Source organism: Mycobacterium appelbergii, from assembly GCF_032883035.1.
GTDB classification, from domain to species: Bacteria; Actinomycetota; Actinomycetes; order Mycobacteriales; family Mycobacteriaceae; genus Mycobacterium; species Mycobacterium appelbergii.
This window is the reverse complement of the sequence record NZ_JAMQTH010000002.1, coordinates 240,005-266,035: the sequence shown is the minus strand read 5'-3', so window position 1 is coordinate 266,035 and position 26,031 is coordinate 240,005. Positions and strand designations below refer to the sequence as shown.

At 67.6% G+C, this 26,031-nt stretch carries 23 protein-coding genes; 8 read left to right on the top strand and 15 right to left on the bottom strand.

Translation table 11 applies throughout. The features are described from left to right. Positions 1–47: 47 nt before the first annotated feature. Complete coding sequence (locus M1247_RS05560; RefSeq protein ID WP_317155278.1) at positions 48–602, bottom strand: cytokinin riboside 5'-monophosphate phosphoribohydrolase; 555 nt, start codon at positions 600–602, stop codon at positions 48–50. 75 nt (positions 603–677) lie between these two features. Between M1247_RS05560 and M1247_RS05555 the strand changes: the two genes are divergently transcribed. Together M1247_RS05555 and M1247_RS05550 are read left to right on the top strand one after the other, a co-directional pair. After that, positions 678–2,759: an AAA family ATPase gene (locus M1247_RS05555; RefSeq protein WP_317155277.1), complete on the top strand. Its 2,082-nt coding sequence runs from the start codon at positions 678–680 to the stop codon at positions 2,757–2,759. A gap of 74 nt (positions 2,760–2,833) precedes the next feature. After that, positions 2,834–3,571: an ESX-1 secretion-associated protein gene (locus tag M1247_RS05550; protein ID WP_317155276.1), complete on the top strand. Its 738-nt coding sequence runs from the start codon at positions 2,834–2,836 to the stop codon at positions 3,569–3,571. Here the strand turns inward: M1247_RS05550 and M1247_RS05545 are convergent. Both M1247_RS05545 and dapE read right to left on the bottom strand, forming a co-directional pair. After that, positions 3,552–5,174 carry an ABC-F family ATP-binding cassette domain-containing protein gene (locus tag M1247_RS05545; RefSeq protein ID WP_317155275.1) on the bottom strand — a complete coding sequence of 541 codons (1,623 nt, stop codon included), beginning with the start codon at positions 5,172–5,174 and terminating at the stop codon, positions 3,552–3,554. The two genes, M1247_RS05550 and M1247_RS05545, sit on opposite strands and share 20 nt — an antisense overlap. 102 nt (positions 5,175–5,276) lie before the next feature. Beyond that, on the bottom strand, positions 5,277–6,344 hold the full coding sequence (dapE, locus tag M1247_RS05540) for a succinyl-diaminopimelate desuccinylase (RefSeq protein ID WP_317155274.1): 1,068 nt from the start codon (positions 6,342–6,344) through the stop codon (positions 5,277–5,279). Positions 6,345–6,413: 69 nt separating this feature from the next. Here dapE and dapD point away from each other — a divergent pair, with 69 nt between their 5' ends. After that, entirely contained in the window at positions 6,414–7,358 is a 945-nt protein-coding gene (dapD, locus tag M1247_RS05535; protein ID WP_317155273.1) for a 2,3,4,5-tetrahydropyridine-2,6-dicarboxylate N-succinyltransferase, read from the top strand. Positions 7,359–7,446: 88 nt separating this feature from the next. On the opposite strand, the gene M1247_RS05530 is transcribed toward dapD, so the two are convergent. Both M1247_RS05530 and M1247_RS05525 read right to left on the bottom strand, forming a co-directional pair. After that, positions 7,447–7,785: a VOC family protein gene (locus M1247_RS05530; RefSeq protein WP_317155272.1), complete on the bottom strand. Its 339-nt coding sequence runs from the start codon at positions 7,783–7,785 to the stop codon at positions 7,447–7,449. Next, positions 7,776–9,182: an acyl-CoA synthetase gene (locus M1247_RS05525; protein ID WP_317155271.1), complete on the bottom strand. Its 1,407-nt coding sequence runs from the start codon at positions 9,180–9,182 to the stop codon at positions 7,776–7,778. The genes M1247_RS05530 and M1247_RS05525 overlap by 10 nt, the downstream gene beginning before the upstream one ends. Before the next feature lie 34 nt (positions 9,183–9,216). Between M1247_RS05525 and M1247_RS05520 the strand changes: the two genes are divergently transcribed. Then, complete coding sequence (locus tag M1247_RS05520; RefSeq protein ID WP_317155270.1) at positions 9,217–9,753, top strand: NUDIX domain-containing protein; 537 nt, start codon at positions 9,217–9,219, stop codon at positions 9,751–9,753. A gap of 3 nt (positions 9,754–9,756) precedes the next feature. Here M1247_RS05520 and M1247_RS05515 read toward each other — a convergent pair whose 3' ends face one another. Beyond that, a complete protein-coding gene (locus tag M1247_RS05515) occupies positions 9,757–10,716 on the bottom strand; it encodes a proline dehydrogenase family protein (RefSeq protein WP_317155269.1) in 960 nt (319 codons plus the stop codon). A gap of 2 nt (positions 10,717–10,718) precedes the next feature. Further along, positions 10,719–12,347 carry an L-glutamate gamma-semialdehyde dehydrogenase gene (gene pruA, locus M1247_RS05510; protein ID WP_317155268.1) on the bottom strand — a complete coding sequence of 543 codons (1,629 nt, stop codon included), beginning with the start codon at positions 12,345–12,347 and terminating at the stop codon, positions 10,719–10,721. 83 nt (positions 12,348–12,430) lie between these two features. Here pruA and M1247_RS05505 point away from each other — a divergent pair, with 83 nt between their 5' ends. Next, positions 12,431–14,011 carry a PucR family transcriptional regulator gene (locus tag M1247_RS05505; RefSeq protein ID WP_317155267.1) on the top strand — a complete coding sequence of 527 codons (1,581 nt, stop codon included), beginning with the start codon at positions 12,431–12,433 and terminating at the stop codon, positions 14,009–14,011. Here the strand turns inward: M1247_RS05505 and M1247_RS05500 are convergent. Beyond that, complete coding sequence (locus M1247_RS05500; RefSeq protein ID WP_317155266.1) at positions 14,008–15,198, bottom strand: acyl-CoA dehydrogenase family protein; 1,191 nt, start codon at positions 15,196–15,198, stop codon at positions 14,008–14,010. The genes M1247_RS05505 and M1247_RS05500 overlap by 4 nt on opposite strands. Before the next feature lie 107 nt (positions 15,199–15,305). Between M1247_RS05500 and M1247_RS05495 the strand changes: the two genes are divergently transcribed. After that, positions 15,306–16,850, top strand: a complete 1,545-nt coding sequence (locus M1247_RS05495) for a PucR family transcriptional regulator (RefSeq protein WP_317155265.1) — start codon at positions 15,306–15,308, stop codon at positions 16,848–16,850. Here the strand turns inward: M1247_RS05495 and M1247_RS05490 are convergent. From M1247_RS05490 to fdxA (M1247_RS05470), 5 genes are all read right to left on the bottom strand, one after another. Continuing rightward, a complete protein-coding gene (locus M1247_RS05490; RefSeq protein ID WP_317155264.1) occupies positions 16,847–17,953 on the bottom strand; it encodes a CaiB/BaiF CoA transferase family protein in 1,107 nt (368 codons plus the stop codon). The genes M1247_RS05495 and M1247_RS05490 overlap by 4 nt on opposite strands. After that, positions 17,950–19,404, bottom strand: coding sequence for an aldehyde dehydrogenase family protein (locus tag M1247_RS05485; RefSeq protein ID WP_317155609.1), 1,455 nt, complete (start codon positions 19,402–19,404; stop codon positions 17,950–17,952). Before M1247_RS05485 ends, M1247_RS05490 begins: the two co-directional genes overlap by 4 nt. Before the next feature lie 7 nt (positions 19,405–19,411). Beyond that, positions 19,412–20,770, bottom strand: coding sequence for a 4-aminobutyrate--2-oxoglutarate transaminase (gabT, locus tag M1247_RS05480; protein ID WP_317155263.1), 1,359 nt, complete (start codon positions 20,768–20,770; stop codon positions 19,412–19,414). Positions 20,771–20,905: 135 nt separating this feature from the next. Next, positions 20,906–22,012 carry a succinyldiaminopimelate transaminase gene (gene dapC, locus M1247_RS05475; RefSeq protein ID WP_317155608.1) on the bottom strand — a complete coding sequence of 369 codons (1,107 nt, stop codon included), beginning with the start codon at positions 22,010–22,012 and terminating at the stop codon, positions 20,906–20,908. Between the two features lie 26 nt (positions 22,013–22,038). Then, on the bottom strand, positions 22,039–22,362 hold the full coding sequence (fdxA, locus tag M1247_RS05470) for a ferredoxin (RefSeq protein ID WP_317155262.1): 324 nt from the start codon (positions 22,360–22,362) through the stop codon (positions 22,039–22,041). A gap of 273 nt (positions 22,363–22,635) precedes the next feature. On the opposite strand from fdxA (M1247_RS05470), the gene M1247_RS05465 reads away from it, so the two are divergent. After that, the gene (locus M1247_RS05465) at positions 22,636–23,211 is read left to right on the top strand and encodes a PadR family transcriptional regulator (protein ID WP_317155261.1); all 576 of its coding nucleotides are present in this window, start codon (positions 22,636–22,638) and stop codon (positions 23,209–23,211) included. Continuing rightward, complete coding sequence (locus tag M1247_RS05460) at positions 23,208–25,238, top strand: FAD-dependent oxidoreductase (RefSeq protein WP_317155260.1); 2,031 nt, start codon at positions 23,208–23,210, stop codon at positions 25,236–25,238. Before M1247_RS05465 ends, M1247_RS05460 begins: the two co-directional genes overlap by 4 nt. Before the next feature lie 9 nt (positions 25,239–25,247). On the opposite strand, the gene M1247_RS05455 is transcribed toward M1247_RS05460, so the two are convergent. Further along, the gene (locus tag M1247_RS05455; protein WP_317155259.1) at positions 25,248–25,667 is read right to left on the bottom strand and encodes a group III truncated hemoglobin; all 420 of its coding nucleotides are present in this window, start codon (positions 25,665–25,667) and stop codon (positions 25,248–25,250) included. Then, positions 25,664–26,005, bottom strand: a complete 342-nt coding sequence (gene fdxA / locus M1247_RS05450) for a ferredoxin (protein ID WP_317155258.1) — start codon at positions 26,003–26,005, stop codon at positions 25,664–25,666. Before fdxA (M1247_RS05450) ends, M1247_RS05455 begins: the two co-directional genes overlap by 4 nt. Between the last annotated feature and the right edge of the window lie 26 nt (positions 26,006–26,031).

Below are 26,031 nucleotides of genomic sequence, written 5' to 3'. Positions count from 1 at the left end.
GGCAACACCTTAACCACGCAGGTGATCGGCGTTACCGCCGGTACTGCCTAGGGTGCGCAGACCGCCAGCGCCGCCTCGACATCGTCGACGATCGCCAACCGGTCCAACGCCTTTTGCGTCACGTAACCGGTGTGGACCAACCCCCGCAGCCACGTCAGCAGCCCGTCATAGTGCCCGAACGGGTCGAGCAGCACCAGCGGCTTCTCGTGCATGCCGAGATAGCCGGCGGTCCAGGCCTCGAAGAACTCTTCGAGCGTGCCGATACCGCCGGGCAGCGCGATGAACGCGTCGGAGCGGTCCTCCATCTCCTTCTTGCGTTCCCGCATGGTGTCGGTGACCACCAGTTCTGCGGCATCGACGTCGGCGAGTTCCCGATGAACGAGCGCCTTGGGGATCACCCCGATGGTCCGGCCCTGCGCCGTGCGGGCGGCGCGGGCGACCGCACCCATCGCCGACACGTTGCCGCCGCCGGACACCAGGGTCCAGCCGCGTTCGGCGATCGCCACACCAAGTTGGCCGGCCAGCGCCAACAATTCGGGATGCGTCGGACCCGACGCGCAATACACACATACCGCCCACTGGCGGCCACCTTCAGCGGACACATACATAAGGTAAGGGTTCCCGGTGAACGACCGATTTCCGGTCGGTGTGTTCGCGCCCACCATAAGATGCGGCAGATGGCCGTCGATTGGGTGATTGCGCCGCGTGACCGTGCGCTCGACGGACTGCAAGCGGGGCTCCGGGAGCACTCCGGCGTCGTGCTGCTCGGACCCGACGGGGTCGGCAAGACCTCGCTGGCGCGCGCCGCCGTCGACTGGATCGGTGCCGATTTCGACCGCGTGGCATGGGTGACGGGCACCGAATCGGCCGCCGCCATCCCGTTCGCGGCCGTCTGTCATCTCATCGACGTGCCCGCCGTCGGCAAGACCGCCGAGGTACTGCGCGCCGCCAGGAACTCGCTGGGGTCCGGGCTGCTGCTGGTGGTCGACGACGCACATCTGCTCGACCCGCTGTCGGCCGCACTGGTGTATCAGCTGGCCGTCGGCGGCAACGCCAAACTCATCGCGACCGCGACCAAAGACGGACAGGCGGCCGAGGAGGTTTCGGCCTTGTGGCGCGACGGGCTGCTCAGGCAGCTCGACGTGCAGCCGGCCGGGCACGATCCGGCCCGGCTGGCCGATCAGATCGCCGGCTTCGTCGAAGGCCTGCCTGCCGCCGCGATGGGCGTCCTGCACTACCTGGCTGTGCACGATCCACTGCCGCGGACCGATCTGGCGGCCCTGACCGGTGCGGATGCCCTTGAGCAGGCGCAGCAATGTGGGGCGGTACGCGTCGATGACGACGCCATGGTGCATTGCGTGCATCCGTTGTTCCGCGCGGCGGTCCGGTCCACAGTGGGAGGGCCGGGCCTGCGGCGGCTCCGCACCGGTTTGGTCGAGCAGTTGATGACGTCGACAGGTACCGGCGTGGTGGATCGGCTGCGCCTGGCCGTGCTGGCGCTGGACGGTGACCGCCGCCTGTCGGTGGGTGCGGCAGCCGCCGCTGCCGACGACGCGCTGCGGCTGGGCGACCTGGAGCTCAGCGAACGGCTGGGCCGGGCCGCGGTCGACGACGGAGCGGGGTTCGACACCAGGCTGACCCTCGCCTACGCACTGGCCTGGCAGGGTCGGGGCCGCGAGGCCGACGCGGTGCTCGCCGACGTCGACACCGCCGCACTGGCCGAAACCGAGTTGATGGCGTGGGCCCTGCCGCGGGCGGCCAACCAGTTCTGGATGCTTTCCGAACCTGAGCGTGCCACCGCGTTTCTACTCACCATCCGCGGCCGCGTTTCCTCCGCGCACGCGCAGACCACACTGGATGCGCTGTCGGCCACGTTCGCGATGAATGCCGGTGCGCCGCAACGCGCTTTGACGATCGCCGACAGCGTGCTGACTTCGCCCTCGGCTGATGACACCGGGGTCGGATGGGCCGCGTCGGCGGCGGCGTTGAGTAGTGCCCGGATGGGTCATTTCGACGCGGTCGACGCGCTGGCGCAGCGGGCGCTGGACGCCGGACATCCCGGGCTGCTGCGGTTCACCACAGGGTTCGGCCAGACGACGTCGCTGCTGCTTGCCGGGGAGTTGGACCGGGCACAGACGCTCGCACAGGAACTCACCGATTTCACCGAGCTGCAGCAGCCCGGCCGGGCGATCGGCGAGGTGCTGATGGCGGACGTGCTGATGGTCCGTGGTCGTGGCGCAGATGCGGCGGCGTTGTTGCGCCGTGCGACCGCGGCTTTGGCGCCGACGGGTTATTCGTGGGGCCCCGTGGCATGGATGTTGTTGGCACAGGCCCTCGGTCAACGCGGCAGGCCGGTTGAAGCGGCGAAAGCGTTGTCCCGTGCGGAATCCCGCCATGGCCTCAAGTCGATGCTGTTCGCACCCGAGCTGGCCCTGGCCCGGGCGTGGACCTGCTTTGCCCGCAAGGATTCGGTGGGCGCCGTGACCGCCGCGCGCGAGGCCGCCAAAGCGGCAGAACGTGGCGGTCAGTCCGCGGTCGCGCTGCGGGCCTTCCACGATGCGGTGCGGCTGGGCGACAACCGCGCCGTCGACGGCCTGACGCGAATCGGTCTGGACTGCCCGTTCGGAAAACTGACCATGGACCACGCCCGCGCGTTGACCGCGGCCGACCAGGCTGCACTGCGGGATGTTGCCGCGCAGTGGGCCGCCATCGGCATGTCCGCCGCCGCCGACGACGCGACCCGTCAAGCCTGCGGCTGAGGGGCAACTTGTGCGCGGCAGGCACCCGTCCCAGCCTTAGAATCCATACCGAGACCGCACGATCCGAGGGACCGATGACACAGTTCACAGCACACACCGGCGCCATGAGCGGCTGGCAGCAGCAGTTGGGTGACGTCAGCACCGATGCGAGCAACCTGCTCAACGGCGCCCCCGGCGTATCGGGCGTGCAGAACAGCCACGGCACCATCGGCCACCCCATGCAGACCGCCTTCGACGCCGCACAGTCCGCCCGCGGCAGCGCGGTCGGAGCCACCCAGGGCGCCTCCACGAAGATCGCTGACTTGCTCCGACAGGCGGCCCAGGCCTATGACCGTGGCGACATGGCCGCCGCGGGCCAGCTGAAGGCGCAGGCCGACCAGATGGAAGGCACCGGGTCACCGGCGGCCGGCTCCCCGGGCGGTGGCGCCGGCGGCGGGTCGCAGGCCGCGACGCAGATGATGAGCCAGTTCGGCCAGATGGCCGGGCAGATGGCGCAATCCATCACCCAGCCCATCCAGGGCCTCACGCAGAGCCTGGGCCAGATTCCCCAGCAGGTTTTCCAGGGCGTGCAGGGCCTCGTCGGTTCGGCCGCCGAGGGCGCTGGTGGCATGGGTGGGGCTGAAGCGGCAGGCGCGGGCGCCGGCTCGGGAGCAGGCGAGGGACCGGGGCAAGCTCCGGTCTCCGAGGGCGTCATGAGCGAGGAACGCATGCGCGAGATGCAGGGTAAGGCCGAGGACATTCAGCCGATGACGGAAGAGCCGGAGCGGGGCGCCGACGCCGAGCGCCCCACCATCAACCCGCGCGATCTGTAACTGCCAGCCTGCCCTCCTCGAGCCGTAGCCAGCGGTCGATGCCGATCGACGCCAGGAACCGCTGGTCATGGCTGACCACGACGAACGCGCCCCGGTAGGCGTTCAGCGCGGATTCCAGTTGCCCGACACTGACCAGATCGAGGTTGTTGGTCGGCTCGTCGAGCAGCAGGAGCTGTGGTGCAGGTTCGGCGTAGAGCACACATGCCAGCGTCGCGCGCAGCCGTTCGCCTCCCGACAGCACATCCACCGGCAGGTGTATCCGGTCGCCACGAAACAGGAACTGCGCCAACAGATGCATTCTGCGGGTGTGGGAAAGACCGGGCGCGGCGGCCGCCAGGCTCTGTGCCACGGTCCGGTCCGGATCGAGCAGATCCAGCCGCTGCGACAGGTAGGCGATACGCCCGTCGGCACGTTGCACCGTGCCTGCGTCAGGCGGCAGCTGCCCGTCGACGAGCCGCAGCAGCGTCGACTTGCCCGCCCCGTTCGGACCGGTTAGCGCGATACGCTCCGGACCGCGAATGGACATGTCAATCCCGTTGTCGGCAAAGAGCTTCCGACCACCTCGGCTGATCTGCAGCGCTTCACCGGCGAACACGGTTCGACCGGCGGGCACCACGGTGTCGGGTAAGTCCAGTGCGATCACGGCGTCGTCGCGCAAGGCACGTTCGGCGTCGTCGAGTCGTACTCGCGCATCGTCGACACGGCGGGAATGCACCTCGTCGGAGCGACCCGCCGATTCCTGCGCGTCACGTTTCAACTTGCCCGCGACGATTCTCGGTAGCCCGGCGTCCTTGACATTGCGCGCCGCGTTACCGGCTCGCCGCGCCGAGCGTTCCCGCGCCTCCTGCATCTGGCGCTTCTCCCGCTTGAGCTGCTGCTCGGCATTGCGGATATTGCTCTCGGCGATCCGCTGACCGGCCTCCACGGCCTGCCGGTAGGCCGTGAAGTTGCCGCCGTAGAACACGGTTTCGCCGCGGTACAACTCTGCGATCTGGTTCATCCGATCCAGCAGCACCCGATCATGGCTGACCAGCAGCAGGCAGCCCGGATACTCGTCGAGTGCCGCGTAAAGCCGTTGCCGCGCATCAGTGTCCAGATTGTTGGTGGGCTCGTCGAGCAGCAGCACGTCGGGCCGTTTCAACAGCTCGGCGGCCAGCCCCAGCGAGACCACTTCCCCGCCGGAGAGCGTCGCCAACCGGCGGTCGAGCGCCACACCACCCAATCCCAGCCGGTCCAGCTGGGCACGCGAACGCTCCTCGATGTCCCAGTCATCGCCGATGGTGGTGAACACCTCGTCGCCGGCGTCACCGTCGGCCAGCGCTGCCAACGCGTCGAGCACGGGTTGAACGCCGAGTACCTCGGCCACGGTCTTATCTGCCACGAACGGCAAGGTCTGTGGCAGGTAACCGACGGTTCCGTCGGCCGAGATACTGCCCGCGGTAGGCGTCAGCTCGCCGGCGATCAGCTTGAGCAGAGTGCTCTTTCCTGCGCCGTTGGGCGCCACCAGCCCGGTGCGGCCCGCACCGACGGTGAAAGACAGCTCCGAGAACAGTTCGGTGTCATCGGGCCAGGAAAAGGACAGGTTTGAACAGACAATAGACATGCGGGAACCCCACGAAAGAATGCGGAAATGGGCAACAAGACTCCGAGTTATCCGGAGATGACCTCTTCGGCTCCCAGCATGAATCCCATGTTACCAATGGGATCAAGCGGTTAAATATGCCCGCAGCATGTCGGTGACGGCGGTGATCTTCGCGACCTCGACCCGCTCGTCCACCCGGTGCGCCAGGTTGGGGTCACCAGGGCCGTAGTTGACCGCCGGAATGCCCAGCGCGGCGAACCGTGCGACGTCGGTCCAGCCGTACTTCGCGCGCACCTGTCCCCCGGCGGCGGTGACCAGCGCAGCGGCCGCGGGCTTCGTCAGGCCGGGCAGTGCGCCGGCGGCGGCGTCGGTCAGCTCGATCGTCACGTCAAGACCATCGAAAACCTCGTGCACGTGGTCGAGCGCCTGCTCGACACTGCGGTCCGGCGCGAACCGGAAGTTGACCGTGACGCTGGCCGCGTCGGGGATCACGTTGCCGGCGACACCGCCGTCGATGCGTACCGCGGACAGCCCTTCGCGGTAGACACAACCGTCGATGTCGACGTTGCGGGGCTGATACGCGGTGAGCCGGTCCAGTACCGCGCCAAGCTTGTGAATCGCATTGTCGCCCAACCAGGACCGCGCGGAATGCGCCCGGGTACCGGTGGCGCTGATCACGACGCGGATGGTGCCCTGGCAGCCCGCTTCGATGAATCCACCCGAGGGCTCACCGAGGATCGCGACGTCGGCTTGAAGCCAATCGGGAAGCTCACGTTCGATGCGGCCCAACCCGTTGGCGGATGATTCGATCTCCTCGCACTCGTACATGACCAACGTGATGTCGTGGGTCGGTGCGGCGATCGTCGCCGCCAGGTGCAGGAACACCGCATCACCGGACTTCATGTCCGAAGTGCCGCAGCCGTACATCTGACCGTCGACGATCCGGCTGGGCAGGTTGTCGGCGGCCGGGACGGTGTCGGTGTGCCCGGCGAGCAGGACCCGCGTGGCCAGGCCCAGGTTGGTGCGGGCGAGCACCGCGTCGCCGTTGCGCACCACCTCGAACGACGGGGCCTGGACCCGCAACGCGGCCTCGATCTCATCGGCGATGCGCTGTTCGTGCCGGGACTCGCTGGGGATGTCCACGAGCGCCGCGGTCAGGGCGATCGGATCGGCACGCAGGTCTAGGCCCATGCCTGTCAACGGTAGTCCGGCGGACGGGAGCGGAGCGACCGGGGAATCGGTCCAGTAACCTAGGCCACCGTGACTGCCGCATCTGGCGTCGGCCTGGCCACCATCGCCGCCGACGGAACCGTCCTGGACACCTGGTTTCCCGCCCCCGAGCTCAAAGCCGACGGGCCGTCGGGCACGGTGCGACTTTCCGTCGCCGAGGTGCCCGAAGACCTGGCCGCGCTGACCGGCCCCGATGCCGATCGTGACGTCGAGGTCGTCGCCGTGCGCACGACCATCGCCGCGTTGGACGACAAGCCTGTCGACACCTACGACGTCTATCTGCGGCTGCACCTGCTCTCACACCGGCTGACCAAGCCGCACGAGGCCAACCTCGACGGCATCTTCGGAGCCTTGGCCAATGTGGTGTGGACCAACTTCGGCCCGTGCGCAGTGGAGGGTTTCGAGACGGTACGGGCCCGCCTACGCCGGCGCGGAGCGGTCACCGTCTACGGCGTGGACAAGTTCCCGCGGATGGTGGATTACGTGATGCCGACGGGTGTGCGCATCGCCGACGCCGATCGGGTGCGCCTCGGTGCGCATCTGGCGTCGGGCTCGACGGTCATGCACGAAGGCTTCGTGAACTTCAATGCAGGCACCCTGGGCACCTCGATGGTGGAGGGCCGGATCTCGGCGGGTGTGGTGGTCGACGACGGCTCCGACGTCGGCGGTGGCGCATCGATCATGGGCACGCTGTCCGGCGGTGGCAAGGAAGTCATTTCGGTCGGCAAGCGCTGCCTGCTCGGCGCCAACTCGGGACTGGGCATCTCACTGGGTGACGATTGCGTCGTCGAGGCCGGGCTGTACGTCACAGGCGGCACGAAGGTCGCGACTTCTGACGGCCAGACGGTCAAGGCCATCGAGCTCTCCGGCGCGAACAATCTTCTGTTCCGGCGCAATTCGCTGTCCGGGGCGGTCGAGGTGGTCAAGCGCGACGGCACCGGCATCACCCTGAACGACGCGCTACACGCCAACTAGTTTTCGTATCGAACGTTGGCTTGTGTCTCAGATTTCGCGAAAATGTGACACACAAGCCAACGTTCGGCATCTAGATGCATCCGCGGCGTTAGAGGACGCAGAATTCGTTGCCCTCAGGGTCGGCCAGCACCACCCAGGTCTGCTCGCCCTGGCCGATGTCCACATGGCGGGCGCCCAAGCCGAGCAGCCTGTCGACCTCGGCCTGTTGATCGTCCGGGGTGAAGTCCAGGTGCAGGCGGTTCTTGACCACTTTGTCGTCGGGCACCGCCAGGAACAACCAGAGTGGCCCGGTTCCCGGCGGCGGGGTCAGCACCACATCGCCATCGGCGTCGGTGTGCCGGGGCCAGCCGAGCACCTCCGACCACCAGGCCGCCAGCGCGTCGGGATCGTGGGCATCGATGCAGATCTCGGAGAACTTCAGTCCCACTGCGCCAGCTCCTTTTTCATCACCTTGCCCATCGCGTTGCGGGGCAGGCTGTCCACCAACCGCACTTCACGTGGCCGCTTGTGCGCCGAAAGCTCCTGCGCCACAAATTGGATGAGCATGTCGGGGTCGGCGTCACCCACCACGAACGCCACGATCCGCTGCCCCAGATCGGCGTCGGGCACCCCGACCACGGCCACCTCGCGCACGCCGGCGTGGCCGAGCAGCACCGTCTCGATCTCCCCTGCGCCGATGCGGTAGCCGCCGGATTTGATGAGGTCGACCGATTCGCGTCCGACGATGCGGTGCATGCCGTCACCGTCGATGACCGCGACATCACCGGTGCGGTACCAGCCGTCGGCGTCGAAGGCCTCGGCGGTGGCCTCCGGCCGGTTGAGATAGCCGTCGAACACCATCGGTCCCCGGATTTGCAGCCGCCCAATGGTTTCCCCGTCATGTGGCACAGGCGCGCCGTCATCGTCGACCAGACGCGTCTCCACTCCCGCCAACGGTAAGCCCACCCATCCGGGCCTGCGGTCACCGTCGGCCAGTGTGCTCAACGTGATCAGGGATTCGGTGCTGCCGTAGCGCTCCACCGGGGCGTGGCCGGTGAGCCGCACCAACTCGTCGAACACCGGCACCGGCAGCGGGGCGCTGCCCGACACCAACAACCGTGCCGATGCGAGTGCCAGCGCGGCATCGAGGTCCTGCACCACCCGCGACCACACGGTCGGCACGCCGAAGTACAGCGTGCCCTGCGCCTCGGCGTATGCCTGCGGTGTCGGTTTTCCGGTGTGCACGAACCGGTTTCCGATCCGCAGCGAGCCGAGCAGGCCCAGGACCAGCCCGTGGACGTGGAACAACGGCAGCCCGTGCACGAGGGTGTCCTCAGGCGTCCACTGCCACGCCGTCGCCAGCGCGTCGATGTCGGCGGCGATGGCCCGCCGGCTCATCGGCACGCCCTTCGGCGGCCCGGTGGTGCCGGAGGTGTACATGATGATCGCGGTCGACTCCGGTGCGGGTTCGGGATAGCGATGCCAGGACCGGGCGTGCAACCGCACCGGAATGTGCGGCAGTCCTTCGGTGTCCTGCGGCAGCTCCCCCAGCCACGCCCTGGCGCCCGAATCGGTGAGGATGTGCCTGCGTTCGGCGGCTCCCACGTCGGCGGGCACAGGCACGATCGGCACGCCGGCGATCAGGCAGCCGATGATCGCCAGCACGGTTGTGGGAGTCGGGGTGGCGAGCACGGCGACACGTTGCGCCGCGGCGACCCGTTCGGCCACCGAGGTGGCGGCTCCGACGAGGTCACTTCGGCTGAGTACGGCGCCGTCGATACGGACTGCGTCGCCGATGTCGGCACCGGCAGCCACGGCAGCGGGGTTCAAGGAGGCCAGCAACACGCATGTGAGGCTACCCGCGCGCAATAATGCGGGGATGCCAGTAATCCACCAGGTCTCGACGCGTGAGGTGTACCGGAACAATTGGATGACGTTGCGCGAAGATGCCATCCGCAGGCCCGATGACAGTGACGGCATCTACGCTGTCGTCGACAGGCCGAGATATGCACTGGTCATCGCCTGCAATGGCACCCACTACCAGCTGGTGGAGCAGTTCCGCTACCCGCTGGGCCTGCGTCGGTGGGAGTTCCCGCAGGGCACCGCCCCCGGTCAGGTGGAACTGGAACCGGAACAACTCGCCGAACGTGAACTGCGCGAGGAAACCGGCCTGCGGGCGGCCAACCTGGTACGGCTCGGTCAGCTCGACGTCGCGCCCGGGATGAGCAGTCAACGCGGTTGGGTGTTCCTCGCCACCGAACTGACCGAGGGTGACCACGAACGTGAGCACGAGGAACAGGACATGCACAGCGCCTGGTTCACCCGCACCGAGTTGGAGCGGATGATCCGCGGCGGTGAGATCACCGATGCCCAGACGATCGCCGCGTGGACGCTACTGCTGCTGCACGAACGCTAGAACTCAGCGCCGTTCGGCCAGCGCCCGCAGGAAGAAGACCAGGTTCGCCGGACGCTCGGCCAGGCGCCGCACGAAATAGCCGTACCACTCGTTGCCGAACGGCACATAGACCCGGACCTGGTTGTCCTCGGAGGCCAGCCGCCGTTGTTCGGTGTCGCGGATGTTGTAAAGCATCTGGTATTCGAAATCATCGACGCCGCGGTTGAATTCACGGGCCAATGCGGGCACCGCCTCGATGATCGCCGGATCATGTGAGGCCACCATCGGGTATCCGGACCCGGCCATCAACACCCGCAGGCAGCGCAGGTAGGAGTCGGTGACCGCGTCGGGATCGCGGTAGGCCACCGAGGCTGGCTCGTCATAGGCGCCCTTGCACAACCGGATCCGGGCACCCGAGGCGGCGAACTCTTCGCAGTCACCGTGGGTGCGGGTCAGGTATGCCTGTAAAACCGTTCCCAGCCAGTCGAACTCGGTGCGCAGGTCGCGCACGATCGACAGTGTCGAGTCGGTGGTGGTGTGGTCTTCGGCATCGACGGTCACCCAGGCACCCACGTCCTGCGCCTTGACACAGATGGTGTGCGCATTCTCCAGCGCGATCTTCTCCCCGTCGCGCGGCAGCGCCTGTCCCAGTGCGGACAGCTTGAGCGAGACCTCCAACGGCCGTACCCGGGTGGTGGCCTCCTCGCGTCGGCTCAGCGCATCGAGCAGGGTGAGGTAGGACCGCACGGTGTGCTCGGCATCCTCGATGCTGGTGGTGTCCTCGCCCAGGTAGTCGATGCTGACCAGACGGCCTGAATCACGGAGCCCCGCAACGGCGTCGAGGGCCTCGGGAACGGTCTCGCCGGCGACGAACCGGTCCACCACGTGACGGGTGACCGGCAGGCGTTCGGCCGTGTGGCGCAGCCGCTGCGAGCGTGACGCCGCCAGGATCACGGGTCTGGCGACTCGATCGAAGAGGCCCATCGTCAGGCCCCCATGTGGGGGTAGATGTGGTTGGTCGGCGGCACGAAGGTCTCCTTGATGGAACGCGCCGAGGTCCACCGCAGCAGGTTCAGCGCCGAACCGGCCTTGTCGTTGGTGCCCGAAGCCCGGGAGCCGCCGAACGGCTGCTGACCCACCACCGCACCGGTGGGTTTGTCGTTGACGTAGAAGTTGCCCGCCGCATGCCGCAACCGCTGCTGGGCGGCCAGCACCGCCGGGCGGTCGTCGGCGATCACCGCACCGGTCAGGGCGTATCGCGCTCCGGTGTCGACGACGTCGAGGATGCGCTCATAATCGTCGTCGGGATACACGTGCACCGCCAGGATCGGGCCGAAGTACTCGGTGCTGAACGCCTCGTCGGTCGGGTCATCGGACAGCAACACCGTCGGGCGTACGAAATAGCCTTCGCTGTCGTCGTATTCACCGCCGGCGGCCACGGTGACACCCGGCGCGCCCTTGGCCCGCTCGATCGCCTGGGTGTTCTTGGCGAAGGCCCGCTCGTCGATCACGGCTCCGCCGTAGTTGCTCAGGTCGGTGACGTCGCCGTAGCTCAGCTCCGAGGTTGCCGACAGGAAGTCGTCGCCCATCTCGTGCCACACCGAACGCGGTACGAAGGCCCGCGAGGCCGCCGAGCATTTCTGGCCCTGGTAGTCGAAGGCGCCACGGATCATCGCGGTGCGCAGCACATCCGGCCGCGCCGATGCGTGCGCCAGCACGAAATCCTTACCACCGGTCTCCCCCACCAGGCGCGGATAGGTGTGGTAGCGGTCGATATTGGCGCCCACCTCCCGCCAGAGGTGCTGGAATGTGCCGGTCGATCCGGTGAAGTGGATGCCTGCCAGCCGCGGATCGGCAAGTGCCACATCGGAGACCGCGATGCCGTCACCGGTCAGCAGGTTGATCACGCCGGGTGGCAGACCGGCCGCCTCCAGCAACTGCATGATCAGGTATGCCGCGAAGGTCTGGGTGGGTGACGGCTTCCAGATCACGGTATTGCCCATCAGCGCCGGCGCGGTGGGCAGGTTGCCTGCGATGGCGGAGAAGTTGAACGGCGTGATGGCGTAGACGAAGCCTTCCAGCGGCCGGTGATCGGTACGGTTCCAGACGCCGGGGCTGCTGATCGGCTGCTGTGCCATGATCTGGCGGGCGAATTCGACGTTGAAGCGCCAGAAATCGATCAGTTCGCAGGGCGCGTCGATCTCGGCCTGGTAGGCCGACTTGGACTGCCCGAGCATGGTGGCCGCGGCGATCTTCTCCCGCCACGGGCCGGACAGCAGATCGGCAGCGCGCAGGAACACCGCGGCGCGCTCGTCGAACGGCAGCGCTGCCCAGTCGTTCTTGGCGGCCACGGCCGCTTCGATCGCCGCCGTAGCGTCGGAATGCTCGGCGTTGGTCAGGGTGCCCAGGCGGGCGGAGTGGCGGTGCGGTTGCACCACGTCGATGCGGGCGCCTCCCCCCATCCGGTGGGTGCCGCCGATCACGTGCGGCAAATCGATGGGGTTTTCGGCGAGTGCGGAAAGCGCGGCGGTGAGGCGGGTGCGTTCACCCGACCCCGGTGCGTAATCGTGGACCGATTCGTTGGTCGGCAGCGGCACGTCGGTGATGGCATCCATGGTTCAAGAATCCCCGATGTGAGCTACGCAACTCTTGTCCGATCGACCAACAGTCTCGGTCACCGTCAGTAGTATCGGACAACATGCGGGCAACGGGTGTGAGCCTCGGCCAACTGCTGTTGGCGCTGGATGCCACCCTGGTCCGGTTGGTGCAGGCGCCGCGCGGCCTGGACCTCCCGGTGGCGTCGGCGGCCCTGATCGATTCCGACGATGTGCGGCTGGGCCTGGCGCCTGCGGCCGGATCGGCTGACCTGTTCTTCCTGCTGGGCATCGCCGACGCCGACGCACTGAGCTGGGTCGACCAACAGACCTCCCGGCGCCCGCCCGCAGCGATCTTCATCAAAGAACCGTCGGCGCAGGTGGTGGCCCGTGCGGTGGCCGCGGGCACCGCGGTGGTGGCCGTCGACCCACGGGCCCGCTGGGAGCGGCTCTACCGGTTGGTCAACCATGTCTTCGAACACCACGGGGACCGCGAATCGCAGGATTCGGGCACCGACCTGTTCGGCCTGGCGCAGTCGATCGCCGACCGCACCCACGGCATGGTCAGCATCGAGGACGCCCAATCGCATGTGCTCGCCTACTCGGCGTCCAACGATGAGGCCGACGATCTCCGCAGGCTGTCGATCCTGGGCCGGGCCGGACCCCCGGAGCATCTGGCCTGGATCGCCCAGTGGGGCATCTTCGACGCGTTGCGGGCCAAGCCGGAGGTGGTGCGGGTCGCCGAGCGCCCCGAGTTGGGACTGCGTCCGCGGTTGGCGATCGGGATCTTTGAGACCTCGGCCGACGAGCGGCGGGCGCCCGCGTTCGCCGGGACCATCTGGGTGCAGCAGGGCAGCCGTCCGCTCGCCGAGGATGCCGACGACGTGTTGCGCGGAGCGGCGGTGCTGGCCGGCCGCGTCATGGCCCGGTTGGCGGCGACGCCGTCCACCCATGCGATCCGGGTGCAGGAACTGCTGGGTCTGCGCGACGGGGACGATCCAGTCGACGTCGATCTGATCGCTCGCGAGCTCGGCATCGCGGCGGACGGGCGGGCCGCACTGATCGGGTTCGACGGGGGCTCATCGGGTTCCAGACCGGCCGAGGTGTTGTCGTTGAGCGCAAGCGCTTTTCGTCACGACGCACAGGTGGCCTCGGTCCGCTCGCGCGTCTACGTGCTGTTTCCCAGCACCGGAAAGCCGGCCACCGTGACATCCTGGATCCGCGGAACCGTGGCGGCTCTTCGCGCCGAATTGGGCCTGGAGTTGCACGCGGTGATCGCCGCCCCGGTCGCCGGATTGGCCGACGCCGCCGCGGCCCGGGCCGAAGTCGACCGGGTGCTCGACAGCGCCGAGCGTCACCCCGGGGCGATCGGCCAGGTGACCTCGCTGGCCGAGGCGCGCACCACGGTGCTGCTCGACGAGATCACCACCGCGATCGCCGCCGACGAGCGGCTGATCGATCCGCGGGTGCGGACGTTGCGGGCCGACGAGCCGGTACTGGCCGAGACCCTACGGGCCTACCTGGACAGCTTCGGTGACGTGGCCACTGCCGCCCAGTGGTTGCACGTCCATCCCAACACGGTCCGTTACCGGGTGCGTCGCATCGAAGCGCTGCTGGCCACGACGCTCACCGATCCTGATGTGCGGCTACTACTTTCGCTGAGCCTGCGGGCCACCGGGGGTTAACGAAACGCGGCGTGCCCAGTGAGTGCGCGCCCGATCGACAACAGGTGCATCTCGCTGGTGCCCTCGTAGGTCAGCACTGACTCCAGGTTGTTGGCGTGGCGCAACGGCGAATACTCCAGCGTGATCCCGCTGGCGCCCATGACTGTTCGCGCCTCACGGGCGATGGCCAGAGCTTCCCTGACATTGTTGAGCTTGCCCAGGCTGACCTGATCTGGCGTCACCCCGACCGAGTCCTTGAGCCGGCCCAGTTGCAGCGCCAGGAGCATGCCCTTGCCGAGCTCGAGGGTCATGTTGGACAACTTCTCCTGGGTCAGCTGGTAGCTCGACAGGGGCCGGTCGAAAACCTCACGGGCACCGGCATAGTCGATCGCGGCCTCCAGGCTGTCGCGGGCCGCTCCGAGTGCGCCGAAGACGATGCCGAACCGGGCTTCGTTGAGGCAGGACAGCGGCGCGCGCAGGCCGATGGCCTCCGGCAGTTGCGCCGTCGCGGGTAACCGGACGTTGTCCAATACCAGTTCCGAGGTGACCGAGGCTCGCAGCGACAGTTTCCGGTGGATGGTGTTGGTGGTGAAACCCGGTGTGTCCGTGGGCACCACGAAGCCCCGGACACCCTCGTCGGTCTGCGCCCAGACGGTCGCCACATCGGCCAGCCCGCCGTTGGTGATCCACATCTTCGTTCCGGACAGAACCCAGTCGGACCCGTCACGCCGTGCGGTGGTGCGCATCCCGCCCGGGTTGGAGCCGAAATCGGCTTCGGTCAGCCCGAAGCAGCCGATCGCATCGCCACTGGCCAGCCGCGGCAGCCAGTGCTGCTTCTGTTCCTCCGACCCGAACCGGTGGATGGAGAACATCGATAGCGAACCCTGTACCGACACGAAGCTACGCAACCCACTGTCGCCTGCCTCGAGCTCAAGGCAGGCCAGCCCGTAGCTGACGGCGTTGGTGCCGGCGCAGCCGTAACCCTCCAGGTGCATGCCGAGCAGCCCGAGCTCACCAAACTCCTTGGCGAGTTCGCGGCCGGGCAGTTCGCCCTGCTCGAACCATTCGCCGATGTCGGGCCGCAGCCGGGTGTCGACGAACCGGCGCACGGTGGCGGCGATGTCGCGCTCGTCATCGTCGAGCAGGGTGTCGATACCGAACATCTCGAGCGGCCGCAGCGTCGTCGCGGAGGTGATGGTGCTGGTCATGTGTGCACCATACGAAGCGGATGCTGTGGTGAGATATATCAGTAATGTCCAGCACGTCGGGAGTGCATCGACATTTTGGATAGTTCCCGGGAGGAGGGCGACGAGTCATGGCCATGACGGTCGGCCGACTGATCGGGCGTAAGGAGCTGGCGTTGACGCTGGTCGCCGGTGGGGACGGGATCGACCGCGTGATCACCTGGGCTCATGCGATCGAGCTCACCGATCCCAGCCCGTGGCTCTCCGGTGGCGAGCTGGTGATGACCACCGGTCTGCACCTGCCCCCGTCGGCGTCCGAGCAACGTGACTACGTGCAGCGGATCGTCGATTCGGGCAGCGCGGCGCTGGCATTCGACACCGGGGTGCGGTTCCGCAAGGTACCCGCGGCGATCCGCGCGGCCGGCGACGAGTTCGGTATCCCGGTGCTGGCGGTCTCGCCCGAGACGCCGTTCATCGCGATCTCGCGAGCCGTCATCGACGAAATCACCGCCGACGAGGTGCGACTGGTGCAGCAGGTGGTCAGTGGCCAGGAGAAGCTGGCACGGGCGACCATGCGCGGCGGCATCCCCGCGCTCGTCGACGCGCTGGGCCCGGCACTGAACTGCACGGTGTGCGTGTTGGACCGCTCGCGGGTGGTGCTCGCCGAATCCGGGCACGATGTCACCGACGTGGTCGAACGGGTGCAGGAGCAGCTGGACCGGGATCAGAAGCGGCGTGGCGGAGGCAGCCGGGTGGTCGTGGACGACCGGAGGGTCCTCACCATTGCGCAGGTGCCCGGCGGCGACGAGAAGCAGGGCTATCTCGTGACCTCGTCCGCCGAACCGCTCGGCGCGAGCGAACGGCTTCTGGTCGGGCACGCGCTGGCGTTGTTGTCGATCGAACTCTCCAAGCCGGCCCGGGTGCTCGACGCCGAACAGCGCCTGCGCAAGGGCGTCACCCAGGCCCTGCTGACCGGTGCGCTCGATGTCGACCCGGCGTTGCTGAGGTACTTCGGCTTCGCACCCGACTCATCGGTCGCGGTGGCGGTGTTCACCGACCTGGGCCCGGCATTGGCGGCCGAGCATCAGTTGGCGGCCGCCCTGGAGGGGAACCCGTACCTGCTGATGGGGGTCCGCAACGGGCTGGCCCTCGCCGTGCCCGCAGAGGGCGCCGATCTGGTCATCGCGCAGGTCTACCACGGGGTGCGTGCCGGACTGCGGCGCGCCATCAACGGCGGGTTCGGTGCACCGGTGCCGATCGACAACGCCGGCCTGAGTCTGCAGCAGGCACTTTCGGCGGTGCGTGTCGCGGAGGCCACCGGGCATCGACTGGTCGGATTTGCCGAGCTCGGCACATTCAACCTGTTGCTGAGCACGCAGCCGGACACGGTGCTGCAGTCGATCTCGCACCGCTGGCTCGGCGTGCTTGACCAGTACGACGCCGAGAACGGCGCCAAGCTGGTGTCATCGCTGGAGTCGTTCCTGCATCACAACGGGCACTGGGAGGCCGCCGCCGCCGAACTCGGAGTGCACCGTCACACCCTGCGCGGCCGGATGGCCCGAGTCGTCGAGCTGATCGGCCGTGATCTCGATTCCGCGCACACCCGCTCGGAGTTGTGGATCGCCCTCAAGGCCAGGGAACTGCTAGCCCAAGCTGCAGGCCCGCCCGCGGGCTAGCCCCCGAAGGGCGGTGGCGCACTGCGGTATTGCACTGGCGTGGCGGACAGCCGGATGGGGTTGGCTACCTGCGGCACCGCAGTGCCGGGCACGTCGACCACCGCGTCGAGCTCGAGACGCTTGGCCAGTTCGAAAGCCTGCCCGATGTCGTTGATCGGGCCCACCGGCACCCCGGCCGCGGTCAGGACGGTGAACCATTCGTCGCCGCCACGGGTACGCAGCCGTTGCGTCAACTCGGCGAACAGCGCCTCCCGGTTCGCCACCCGTGCGGTGTTGTCGGCATAGGATGCCGAGTCGGCCAGTGATTCACACCCGAGCGCCACACACAACGCGCGGAACTGCTTGTCGTTGCCGACGGCCAGCACCAGCGGCCGGTCAGCGGTCGAAAACACTTCGTACGGAGCAATACTGGGATGCCGGTTGCCCATGATGCCCGGCACCACTCCGGCGCCGACGTAGGCAGATGCCTGGTTCACCAGAGAGGACAGCAGCGTCGAGAGCAGGTTGGTCTCCACCTTCTGTCCCACACCTGTGGCGGTGCGATGGTGCAGCGCCGCAAGGATTCCGGTGAGTGCGTGCAGGCCGGCCAGCACATCGACCACCGCCACCCCCACCTTGGTCGGCTCCCCCGGCTGCGGGCCGGTCACACTCATCAGCCCGCCGACCGCCTGCACCAACAGGTCATAGCCGGGTAGCTCAGCACCCTGTCCCGCACCGAAACCCGTGATCGAGCAGTAAATGAGGTCGGGCCGGTGTACCACCAGATCGGCGTAACCGAGGCCCATCCGTTCCATCGTGCCGGTGCGGAAGTTCTCCACCACGATGTCGGCGCCCCGCACGATCTCACGCGCCTGCTCCACACCCTGCGCGCTGTGCAGATCCAGGACGACCGAGCGCTTGTTGCGGTTGACGGCGTTGAAGTAGGTGGCCTGGCCGTCGACATCGAACGGTGGACCCCAGTGGCGGGTGTCATCGCCTCCGCCCGGCCGCTCGATCTTGATCACCTCGGCGCCGAGATCGGCGAGCATCATCGTCGCGTAGGGCCCGGCCAGCACCCGGCTGAAGTCGGCGACGACGACGCCGTCCAGCGCGCCCGGAGTCATGCCCGGCCTCCGCGCAGGTACACCGTGGTGGTGTGCGTGAAGAATTCGCGCGCCGCCTCGCCCTGCTCTTTCGGGCCGTATCCGCTGCGCTTGGCACCGCCGAACGGAACGTGTGGGTCGGCGCCCGCGGACTCCGAGTTGACATGCAGGACACCGACGTCCAGATCGTCTACCGCGTCAAGAGCACGTCCCAGGTCGGCGGTGAACACGGCTGCGGACAGTCCGTAGTCGCCGCTGTTGGCCAACGCGAACGCCTGTTCGGCGCCGTGGGCTCCCAACACCGACAGCACCGGGCCGAACAGTTCCTCTGACCACAGCGCGGCGGTCGCTCCCGGCAGCTGCACCACTGTCGGGGTCACGAAATGGCCGTCCGGTGAACCGGACCGGTGGTCCTCGGCGGTCGCGATCACCGAAGCACCCTGACCGACGGCGTCGCTGACGCGTTGACTGACGTAGGCGCGGGAGGATTGGCTGACCAGTGGGCCGACGGCCACCGATCCCAGCATCGGGTCCCCGACCTCGAGGCCTTTGACCCGGATTGTCAGCTCTGACAGGAAATCACCGGCAACGGCGTCGTCGACGATGAGACGCGAGGTGGCCGTGCACTTCTGGCCCGCTGACCGAAACGCGCCCAGCATCACCTGCTCGGCCGCCCACCCGAGATCGGCGTCGGCGAGCACCACCGCGGCATTCTTGCCGCCCATCTCGGCCTGCACCGGGATGCCGCGGGCTGCCCCGGCCGCGGCCATCCGTCGTCCCACCGCGGTCGACCCGGTGAACGAGACCGCGTCGATGCCGGGATGTTCGGGCAGCGCGGCGGCGATGTGTCCATCGGCAAGCACGAGGTTGAGCACACCGGGAGGCAATCCGGCCTCGTGCAGCGCCTGCGTCAGCCGCATCGCCAGGACCGGGACCGAACTGGCAGGTTTGAACACCACCGCATTCCCGTAGACCAGCGCGGGGGCGATCTTCCAGACCGGAATGGCGATGGGGAAATTGAACGGGGTGATGATGCCGACCACACCAATCGGCTTGCGGGTCACCAGGATCTGTTCGCCGGGGCGAGGTGACGAGTAGACGGCACCGGTCTCGCGGTCGGCGGCACCGGCGTAGTAGCGCAGGATCTGTGCGGCCCGGCGGACCTCGCCGATGCCTTCGGCGAGCGTCTTGCCTTCCTCCCTGGTCAGTTCGGCGCCCCACTGTTCGGCGGAGCGGTCCACCAGATCCGCTGCCCGCGCCAGCACGGCGGCACGGTTGTGCATCGGTTCGCGCGCCCATCCCGGGGCGGCGTTGCGTGCCGCCCGCACCGAACGATCCAGCTGGGATTCGTCGGCCAGCGCACCGCGGGCCACCACCTGGTCGGGGAAGGCCGGGTTGTTGTCGACCAGGACGGCTCCGCCGCCCTCGGCCCATTGGCCGTCGATGTGGTTCAGTAGCTCGATCACGTCCACCATCGTTTCAGATTCGGGCCACGGCGTCGCGGATGACTCCGAGCCCCTCCATCAAGAGTTCTTCCGAGATCGTCAGCGGTGGAAGGAATCTCAGCACGTTACCGAAGGTTCCCGCGGTCAGCGTCAGCACCCCGTTGTCCTGTGCATAGCGGGTGATCTCGGCGACCGCGTCACGATTCGGTGTGTGGTCCGCACCGGTGACGAACTCCGCGGCCATCATGGCACCGCGGCCCCGGATATCCCCGATGAGGGTGGTGTCGCGCGCGATTGCGGCGAGTTCGGCCCGCAGGATCTCTCCGATGCGCTGGGCGCGGGCCAGCAGGTCCAGGGTCTGGATGGTCTCGAACACGCCGAGCGCGGCTTCACAGGCCACCGGGTTGCCGCTGTAGGTTCCGCCGATACCGCCGGGGTGCGCGGCGTCCATGACATCGGCGCGGCCGGTCACCGCCGCCAGCGGCAGCCCGCCGCCCAGTCCTTTTGCGGTGGTGATGAGGTCCGGGACGATGCCTTCGTGCTCGCAGGCGAACCACTGCCCGGTGCGGGCGATGCCGGTCTGCACCTCGTCGGCGATCAACAGGATGCCGCGTTCGCGGCAGAAGTCGGCGACCTGCCGCAGGAACCCGGGGGCCGGGACGATGAATCCGCCCTCCCCCTGGATCGGCTCGACCACCACCGCGGCGACACTGCCTGCACCCAACTGGGTGTCGATGACGAGGCGGAACTGCTCGAAGGCTTCATCGGCCGCATTGTCCGGACCACCGGGCCAGCGGTACGGGTAGGCCATCGGGACCCGGTACACCTCGGAGGCGAACGGGCCGAAGCTGTACTTGTACGGCATGTTCTTGGCCGTCATCGTCATGGTCAGCAGGGTGCGGCCGTGAAACGCGTGGTCGAAAACAACGACGGCGGGACGTTTGGTGGCTGCGCGGGCGTATTTGATCGCGTTCTCCACCGCTTCGCTGCCGGTGTTGAACAGCGCGGTGCGCTTCTCGTGCTCGCCGGGGGTCAGCCGGTTGAGCGTCTCGCACACCTCCAGGTAACTCTCGTAGCCGTTGACCAGGAAGCAGGTGTGGGTGAACCGCGCGAGCTGTGCGGTGGCCCGTTCCACCACGCGGGGGGCGCTGTTGCCGACGCTGGTGACCGCGATGCCGCTGCCCAGATCGATGAACGAGTTTCCGTCCACGTCGACAAGGACGCCGTCGGCCGCCTCCGCGGCATAGACGCCCGACGAACTGGTGAGACCGGCGGGCAGGGCAGCCGCGCGGCGGGCCGCGAGCTCGATCGAGCGCGGGCCGGGAATGGGGGTGACGATCCGCCGCACGCTCGGCGGACGCCGGTGTTCGGCCGGTGCTTCAACGACAGTCATGCCCTGACCCTAGGGAGGACGACGACCCGCGTGAATGTACAGAATGTATGTCCAGGACGAAATGCTACGACGATTCGTACAGCCCGGGCCGGTGCGCGGCAGACCGCACCGCAGCGGCGGGCGATGTCGCTGGGATTACCGGGCTGACAGTCGTGCGACGGCGGCGGCGATACGCTCGTCGGTCGCCGTCAGCGCCACCCGCACGTGCCGTGCCCCGGCAGGTCCGTAGAACTCACCGGGCGCCGCGAGGATGCCACGCTGCGCCAGCCACCGGACGGTGTCGCGGCACGGTTCACCGCGCGTCGCCCACAGGTACAACCCGGCCTCGGAATGCTCGACGTCGAACCCGGCGGCACGCAGGGCCGGCAGCAGTACCGCGCGGCGGTGCGCGTACCGGTCCCGTTGCAGCGCCTCGTGTTCGTCGTCGTCGAGGGCCGCCACCATCGCGGCCTGAACCGGGGTCGGCACCATCATCCCGGCGTGTTTTCGCACTGCCAGCAATTCGGCCACCAGGGCGGGATCACCGGCGACGAATCCGGCGCGGTATCCGGCCAGCGACGAGGTCTTGGACAGCGAATGCACGGCCAGCAACCCGGTGTGGTCACCATCGCTCACCGATGGATGCAACACGCTCACCGGAGCCGCTTCCCAGCTCAATCCCAGGTAACACTCGTCGGAGGCGATCAGCACACCGCGCTCACGCGCCCACGTGACGATGCCGCGCAGATGGTGCAGGTCGAGCACACGGCCCGTCGGATTGCTCGGCGAGTTCAGATAGATCAGCGCGGGCACCTGCGAGCCGAAGTGTGCCGGCCCGTCGGCACGCACGACCTGCGTACCGGCCAGTCGCGCCCCGACCTCGTAGGTGGGGTAGGCGAGTTCGGGCACCACGACGGTGTCGTCGGCGCCCAGCCCCAACAGCGTCGGCAGCCAGGCGATCAGCTCCTTGGTGCCGATCACCGGCAGCACCGCGTCAGGAGCCAGGTCGGTGATGCCGTACCGGCGCCGTAGCGCCGTCCCGGCCGAACGGCGCAACGTCGGCGTTCCGGCCGTCGTGGGATATCCGGGCGAGGCGCTGGCAGCCGCCAGTGCCTCGCGGATCACGGGTGCCACCGGGTCTACTGGAGTGCCAACCGAAAGGTCGACGATGCCGTCGGGGTGCGAGCGTGCCAGCGCGGTCACGTCGGCCAGGGTGTCCCAGGGAAACTCCGGCAGTGCTGCCGACCGCGGTTGGCGTACCACGTCAGACTTGACCTGCAAGGGCTGCGTCAGTCCTCACCCTGCGGCGGCAGGTCCTTGATCGCCTGCGGATCGTGGTCCGTCTGCCCTACCTTGGAGGCGCCACCGGGCGAACCCAGCTCGACGAAGAAGTCGGCATTGGCCTGCGTATAGCTGGTCCACTGGTCAGGCACATCGTCTTCGTAGTAGATGGCCTCGACCGGGCAGACCGGTTCGCACGCACCGCAGTCCACACACTCGTCGGGGTGGATGTACAGCATGCGTGCGCCCTCGTAAATGCAATCGACGGGGCATTCCTCGATGCACGCCTTGTCTTTGACGTCGACGCAGGGTTCGGCAATGACGTACGTCACTGATGTCTCTCCTGTCCAGTGGGCTGCTGGTCGGGCTCGGTGTCGTGAGGACTCTGAGTCCGGCGTCGCAAGTATGCGTTGGCCATACCTGTACGCGCGTCTCAGTGTGTCCTAACTTCGCCGCGCCGCCCATTTACCAGGTGGCGCGTTGGTTACTGATACTAAACGTCGCAGATACACCTCGACCAGTCGCCATCCCGTATGCCGCCCCTATGCACTTCACTGCACTGCAACTTGTTGCATAGAACCGCCGGTCCCACCTACGCTGTCGGAATGGCCCTACCGCACGCCATCCTGGTGTCGCTGACCGAACAGTCCGGCTCGGGGTATGAACTCGCCGGCCGTTTCGACCGGTCGATCGGATATTTCTGGGCGGCCTCACACCAGCAGATCTACCGCACCCTGCGGACGATGGAGGACGACGGCTGGGTGCATGTCACGCCGGTGGTGCAGCACGGCAGGCCGGACAAGAAGGTCTACACCGTCTCGGCCGCCGGGCGCGCCGAGTTGGCCCGGTGGATCGCCGAACCCCTCACCGGTCGCGGCGGTTCGGTCGCCGACAACCGCACACGTGACCTGGCTGTCAAAGTCCGCGCCGCCGCCCATGGGGACATCGAGGCGCTGCTGACTCAGGTCGACGGCCTGCGCCGCGAACGGACCGCACTGCTCGACACCTATCGCGGATACGAGAAGCGGCAGTTTCCCGACCCATCGGTGTTGCGCGGCAGTGCCCTGCATCAGTATCTCGTGCTACGCGGCGGTATCCGCGCCGAGGAGAGCGCCATCGACTGGCTTTCCGAGGTTTCCGCGGCACTACAGTTCTCACCCGCACCGAAGGGGAATTCGTGAGCTACCCACATCTGCTGTCCCCCTTGGACCTTGGCTTCACCACCCTGCGCAACCGGGTGGTCATGGGATCGATGCACACCGGGCTGGAGGACCGGGCCCGCGACACCGGCAAGCTCGCCGAATACTTCGCCGAACGGGCCCGCGGCGGCGTCGGGCTGATCATCACCGGCGGGTACGCCCCCAACAGGACCGGCTGGTTGCTCCCGTTCGCCTCGCAGCTGGTGTCCTCGGCCGAAGCCCGCAGGCACCGCCGGATCACCGGTTCCGTGCACGAGGCGAACGGCAAGATCCTGCTGCAGATTCTGCACGCGGGACGCTATGCCTACCACCCGTTTTCGGTCAGCGCGTCGTCCATCAAGGCGCCGATCAACCCGTTCCGGCCGCGCGCATTGCGTGATGTCGAAGGCACGATCGACGACTTCGTCCGGTGCGCGCTGCTCGCACGCGAAGCCGGCTACGACGGCGTGGAGATCATGGGCAGCGAAGGTTATCTGCTCAACCAGTTCCTGGCGCCCCGCACCAACAAGCGCACCGATACATGGGGCGGCACACCCGAGAATCGGCGGCGCTTCCCCGTCGAGATCGTGCGTCTGGTACGTGAGGCCGCAGGCCCGGATTTCATCATCTGCTACCGGATGTCGATGGCCGATTATGTCGAAGACGGCCAGTCCTGGGATGAAACAGTGGCCTTGGCAACGGAAGTCGAGGCCGCCGGCGCCACTCTGATCAACTCGGGGTTCGGTTGGCATGAGGCGCGGGTGCCGACCATCGTCACCTCGGTGCCCAATAGTGCATTCGTCGACATCAGCAGCGCACTGGCCGAGTATGTCGAGGTCCCGGTGGTGGCGTCCAACCGGATCAACATGCCACAGACCGCCGAGCAGATCCTGGCCGATACCCACGTGCAGCTGATCTCGATGGCCCGCCCGCTGTTGAGCGACCCCGACTGGGTGCTCAAAGCCGCCGCCGACCAGGCCGATGAGATCAACACCTGCATCGCCTGCAACCAGGCCTGCCTCGACCACGCCTTCGCGCACAAGAATGTGTCCTGCCTGGTGAATCCACGGGCGGGTCGCGAGACGACCCTGGTACTCAGCCCGACCCGGCGTACCCGATCGGTGGCCGTCGTCGGGGCCGGACCGGCCGGGCTGGCCACGGCCCTCAGCGCCGCCCAACGCGGACACCGGGTCACGCTGTTCGAGGCAGGTGCTGTACTCGGTGGTCAATTCGACTTGGCCAGAAGGATTCCCGGAAAAGAAGAGTTCAACGAGACGATCCGCTACTACACCCGGATGCTGGACAAACACGACGTTTCGGTGCGGCTGCAAACCCGGGCCGCGATCGAAGATCTTACCGGTTTCGACGATGTCGTCCTGGCCACCGGTGTGACACCACGCATGCCGGACATTCCCGGTATCGACCATCCGAAGGTGCTCAGCTACGCCGAGGCCATCGCCGGGGCGCCACTGGGCAAGACGGTGGCGGTCATCGGCGCCGGTGGAATCGGTTTCGACGTCAGCGAATTCCTCACCACTCCGGTGGAGCCCGCAGACGACGGACGGCCGTCACCACAACATCTCAAAGAGTGGAAGGCGGAATGGGGCGCGGCCGATCCTCAGGAGGCCCGCGGAGCGCTGACCACTCCCCGGCCCGCCCCGCCGGTCCGTGAGGTGTACCTGTTGCAGCGCACCAAAGGGGCGCAGGGCCGCGGCCTCGGCAAGACCAGTGGCTGGGTGCACCGTGCGTCGCTGAAAGCCAAAGGTGTCCACCAGCTTTCCGGGGTCAACTACGAACGCATCGATGACGAGGGGTTACACATCAGCTTCGGCCCCCACCACGCGGATGCCCGCGTTCTGGCCGTCGACAACGTGGTGATCTGCGCGGGACAGGAATCGGTGCGCGAGCTGGAACAGGGTCTGCGTGATGCCGGGGTCAACCCGCAGGTGATCGGCGGGGCGGCGCTGGCCGCAGAACTGGACGCCAAACGAGCGATCCGGCAAGGCACGGAACTCGCCGCACGTCTGTAGCTCCGGGCGTCATGCAGACTTGACGAACGCGTCGAGTTCTGTTGCGTCAGAGCCGACCAGCCGTCGATGCATGGCCCAGGCTATCCGGCGGCCCTGAATCTTGGCCTGCTCGGCGACCGGGCCGCGGTACATCGCATCGACAGTGTCGAGCCACAGCGTCAACCAGCGGATGAAATGCTCGTGAGTGAGCGGGTGGGCATGATGCACCTCCCGGTGCACAGTCAATGCGCTGCCCCGGTACAACCCGGCCCGGAACAACACCGTCTCCCAGAAGTCACACATCACCGGCAGGTGAGCCTCCAGCCCCGTGGCCCGGACTTCCGCAAACGGGCCCGCGAGGAGGTCATCGACAAGCACTCTGCCGTAGAACCGGGACAGCAACGCGTATACGTCGTCCCGATCGACCAGGTCACGCGACTCGGCGCTCATTGCTGCGGCGGAAGCCCGGCGACCACAGGCGCGTCGGCACCCACCGCGCCCAGCTTTGCCGCCCCGCCGGGTGAGCCCAGCGGTCCATTTTGACCCGGCAGTGTTTCAGTGAAGAAAGCCGCGTTGTCTGCCTGATACGGAATGAGCTCGTCAGGGAGATCGTCCTCGTAGTAGATGGCCTCGACCGGGCATACCGGCTCACAGGCTCCGCAGTCCACACACTCGTCGGGATGGATGTAGAGGGCCCGACCACCCTCGTAGATGCAGTCGACCGGGCACTCGTCAACGCAGGCCCGGTCCATCACATCAACACAGGGCTTGCCGATCACGTACGTCATGGGACATAGTTTATACAAATTAATTT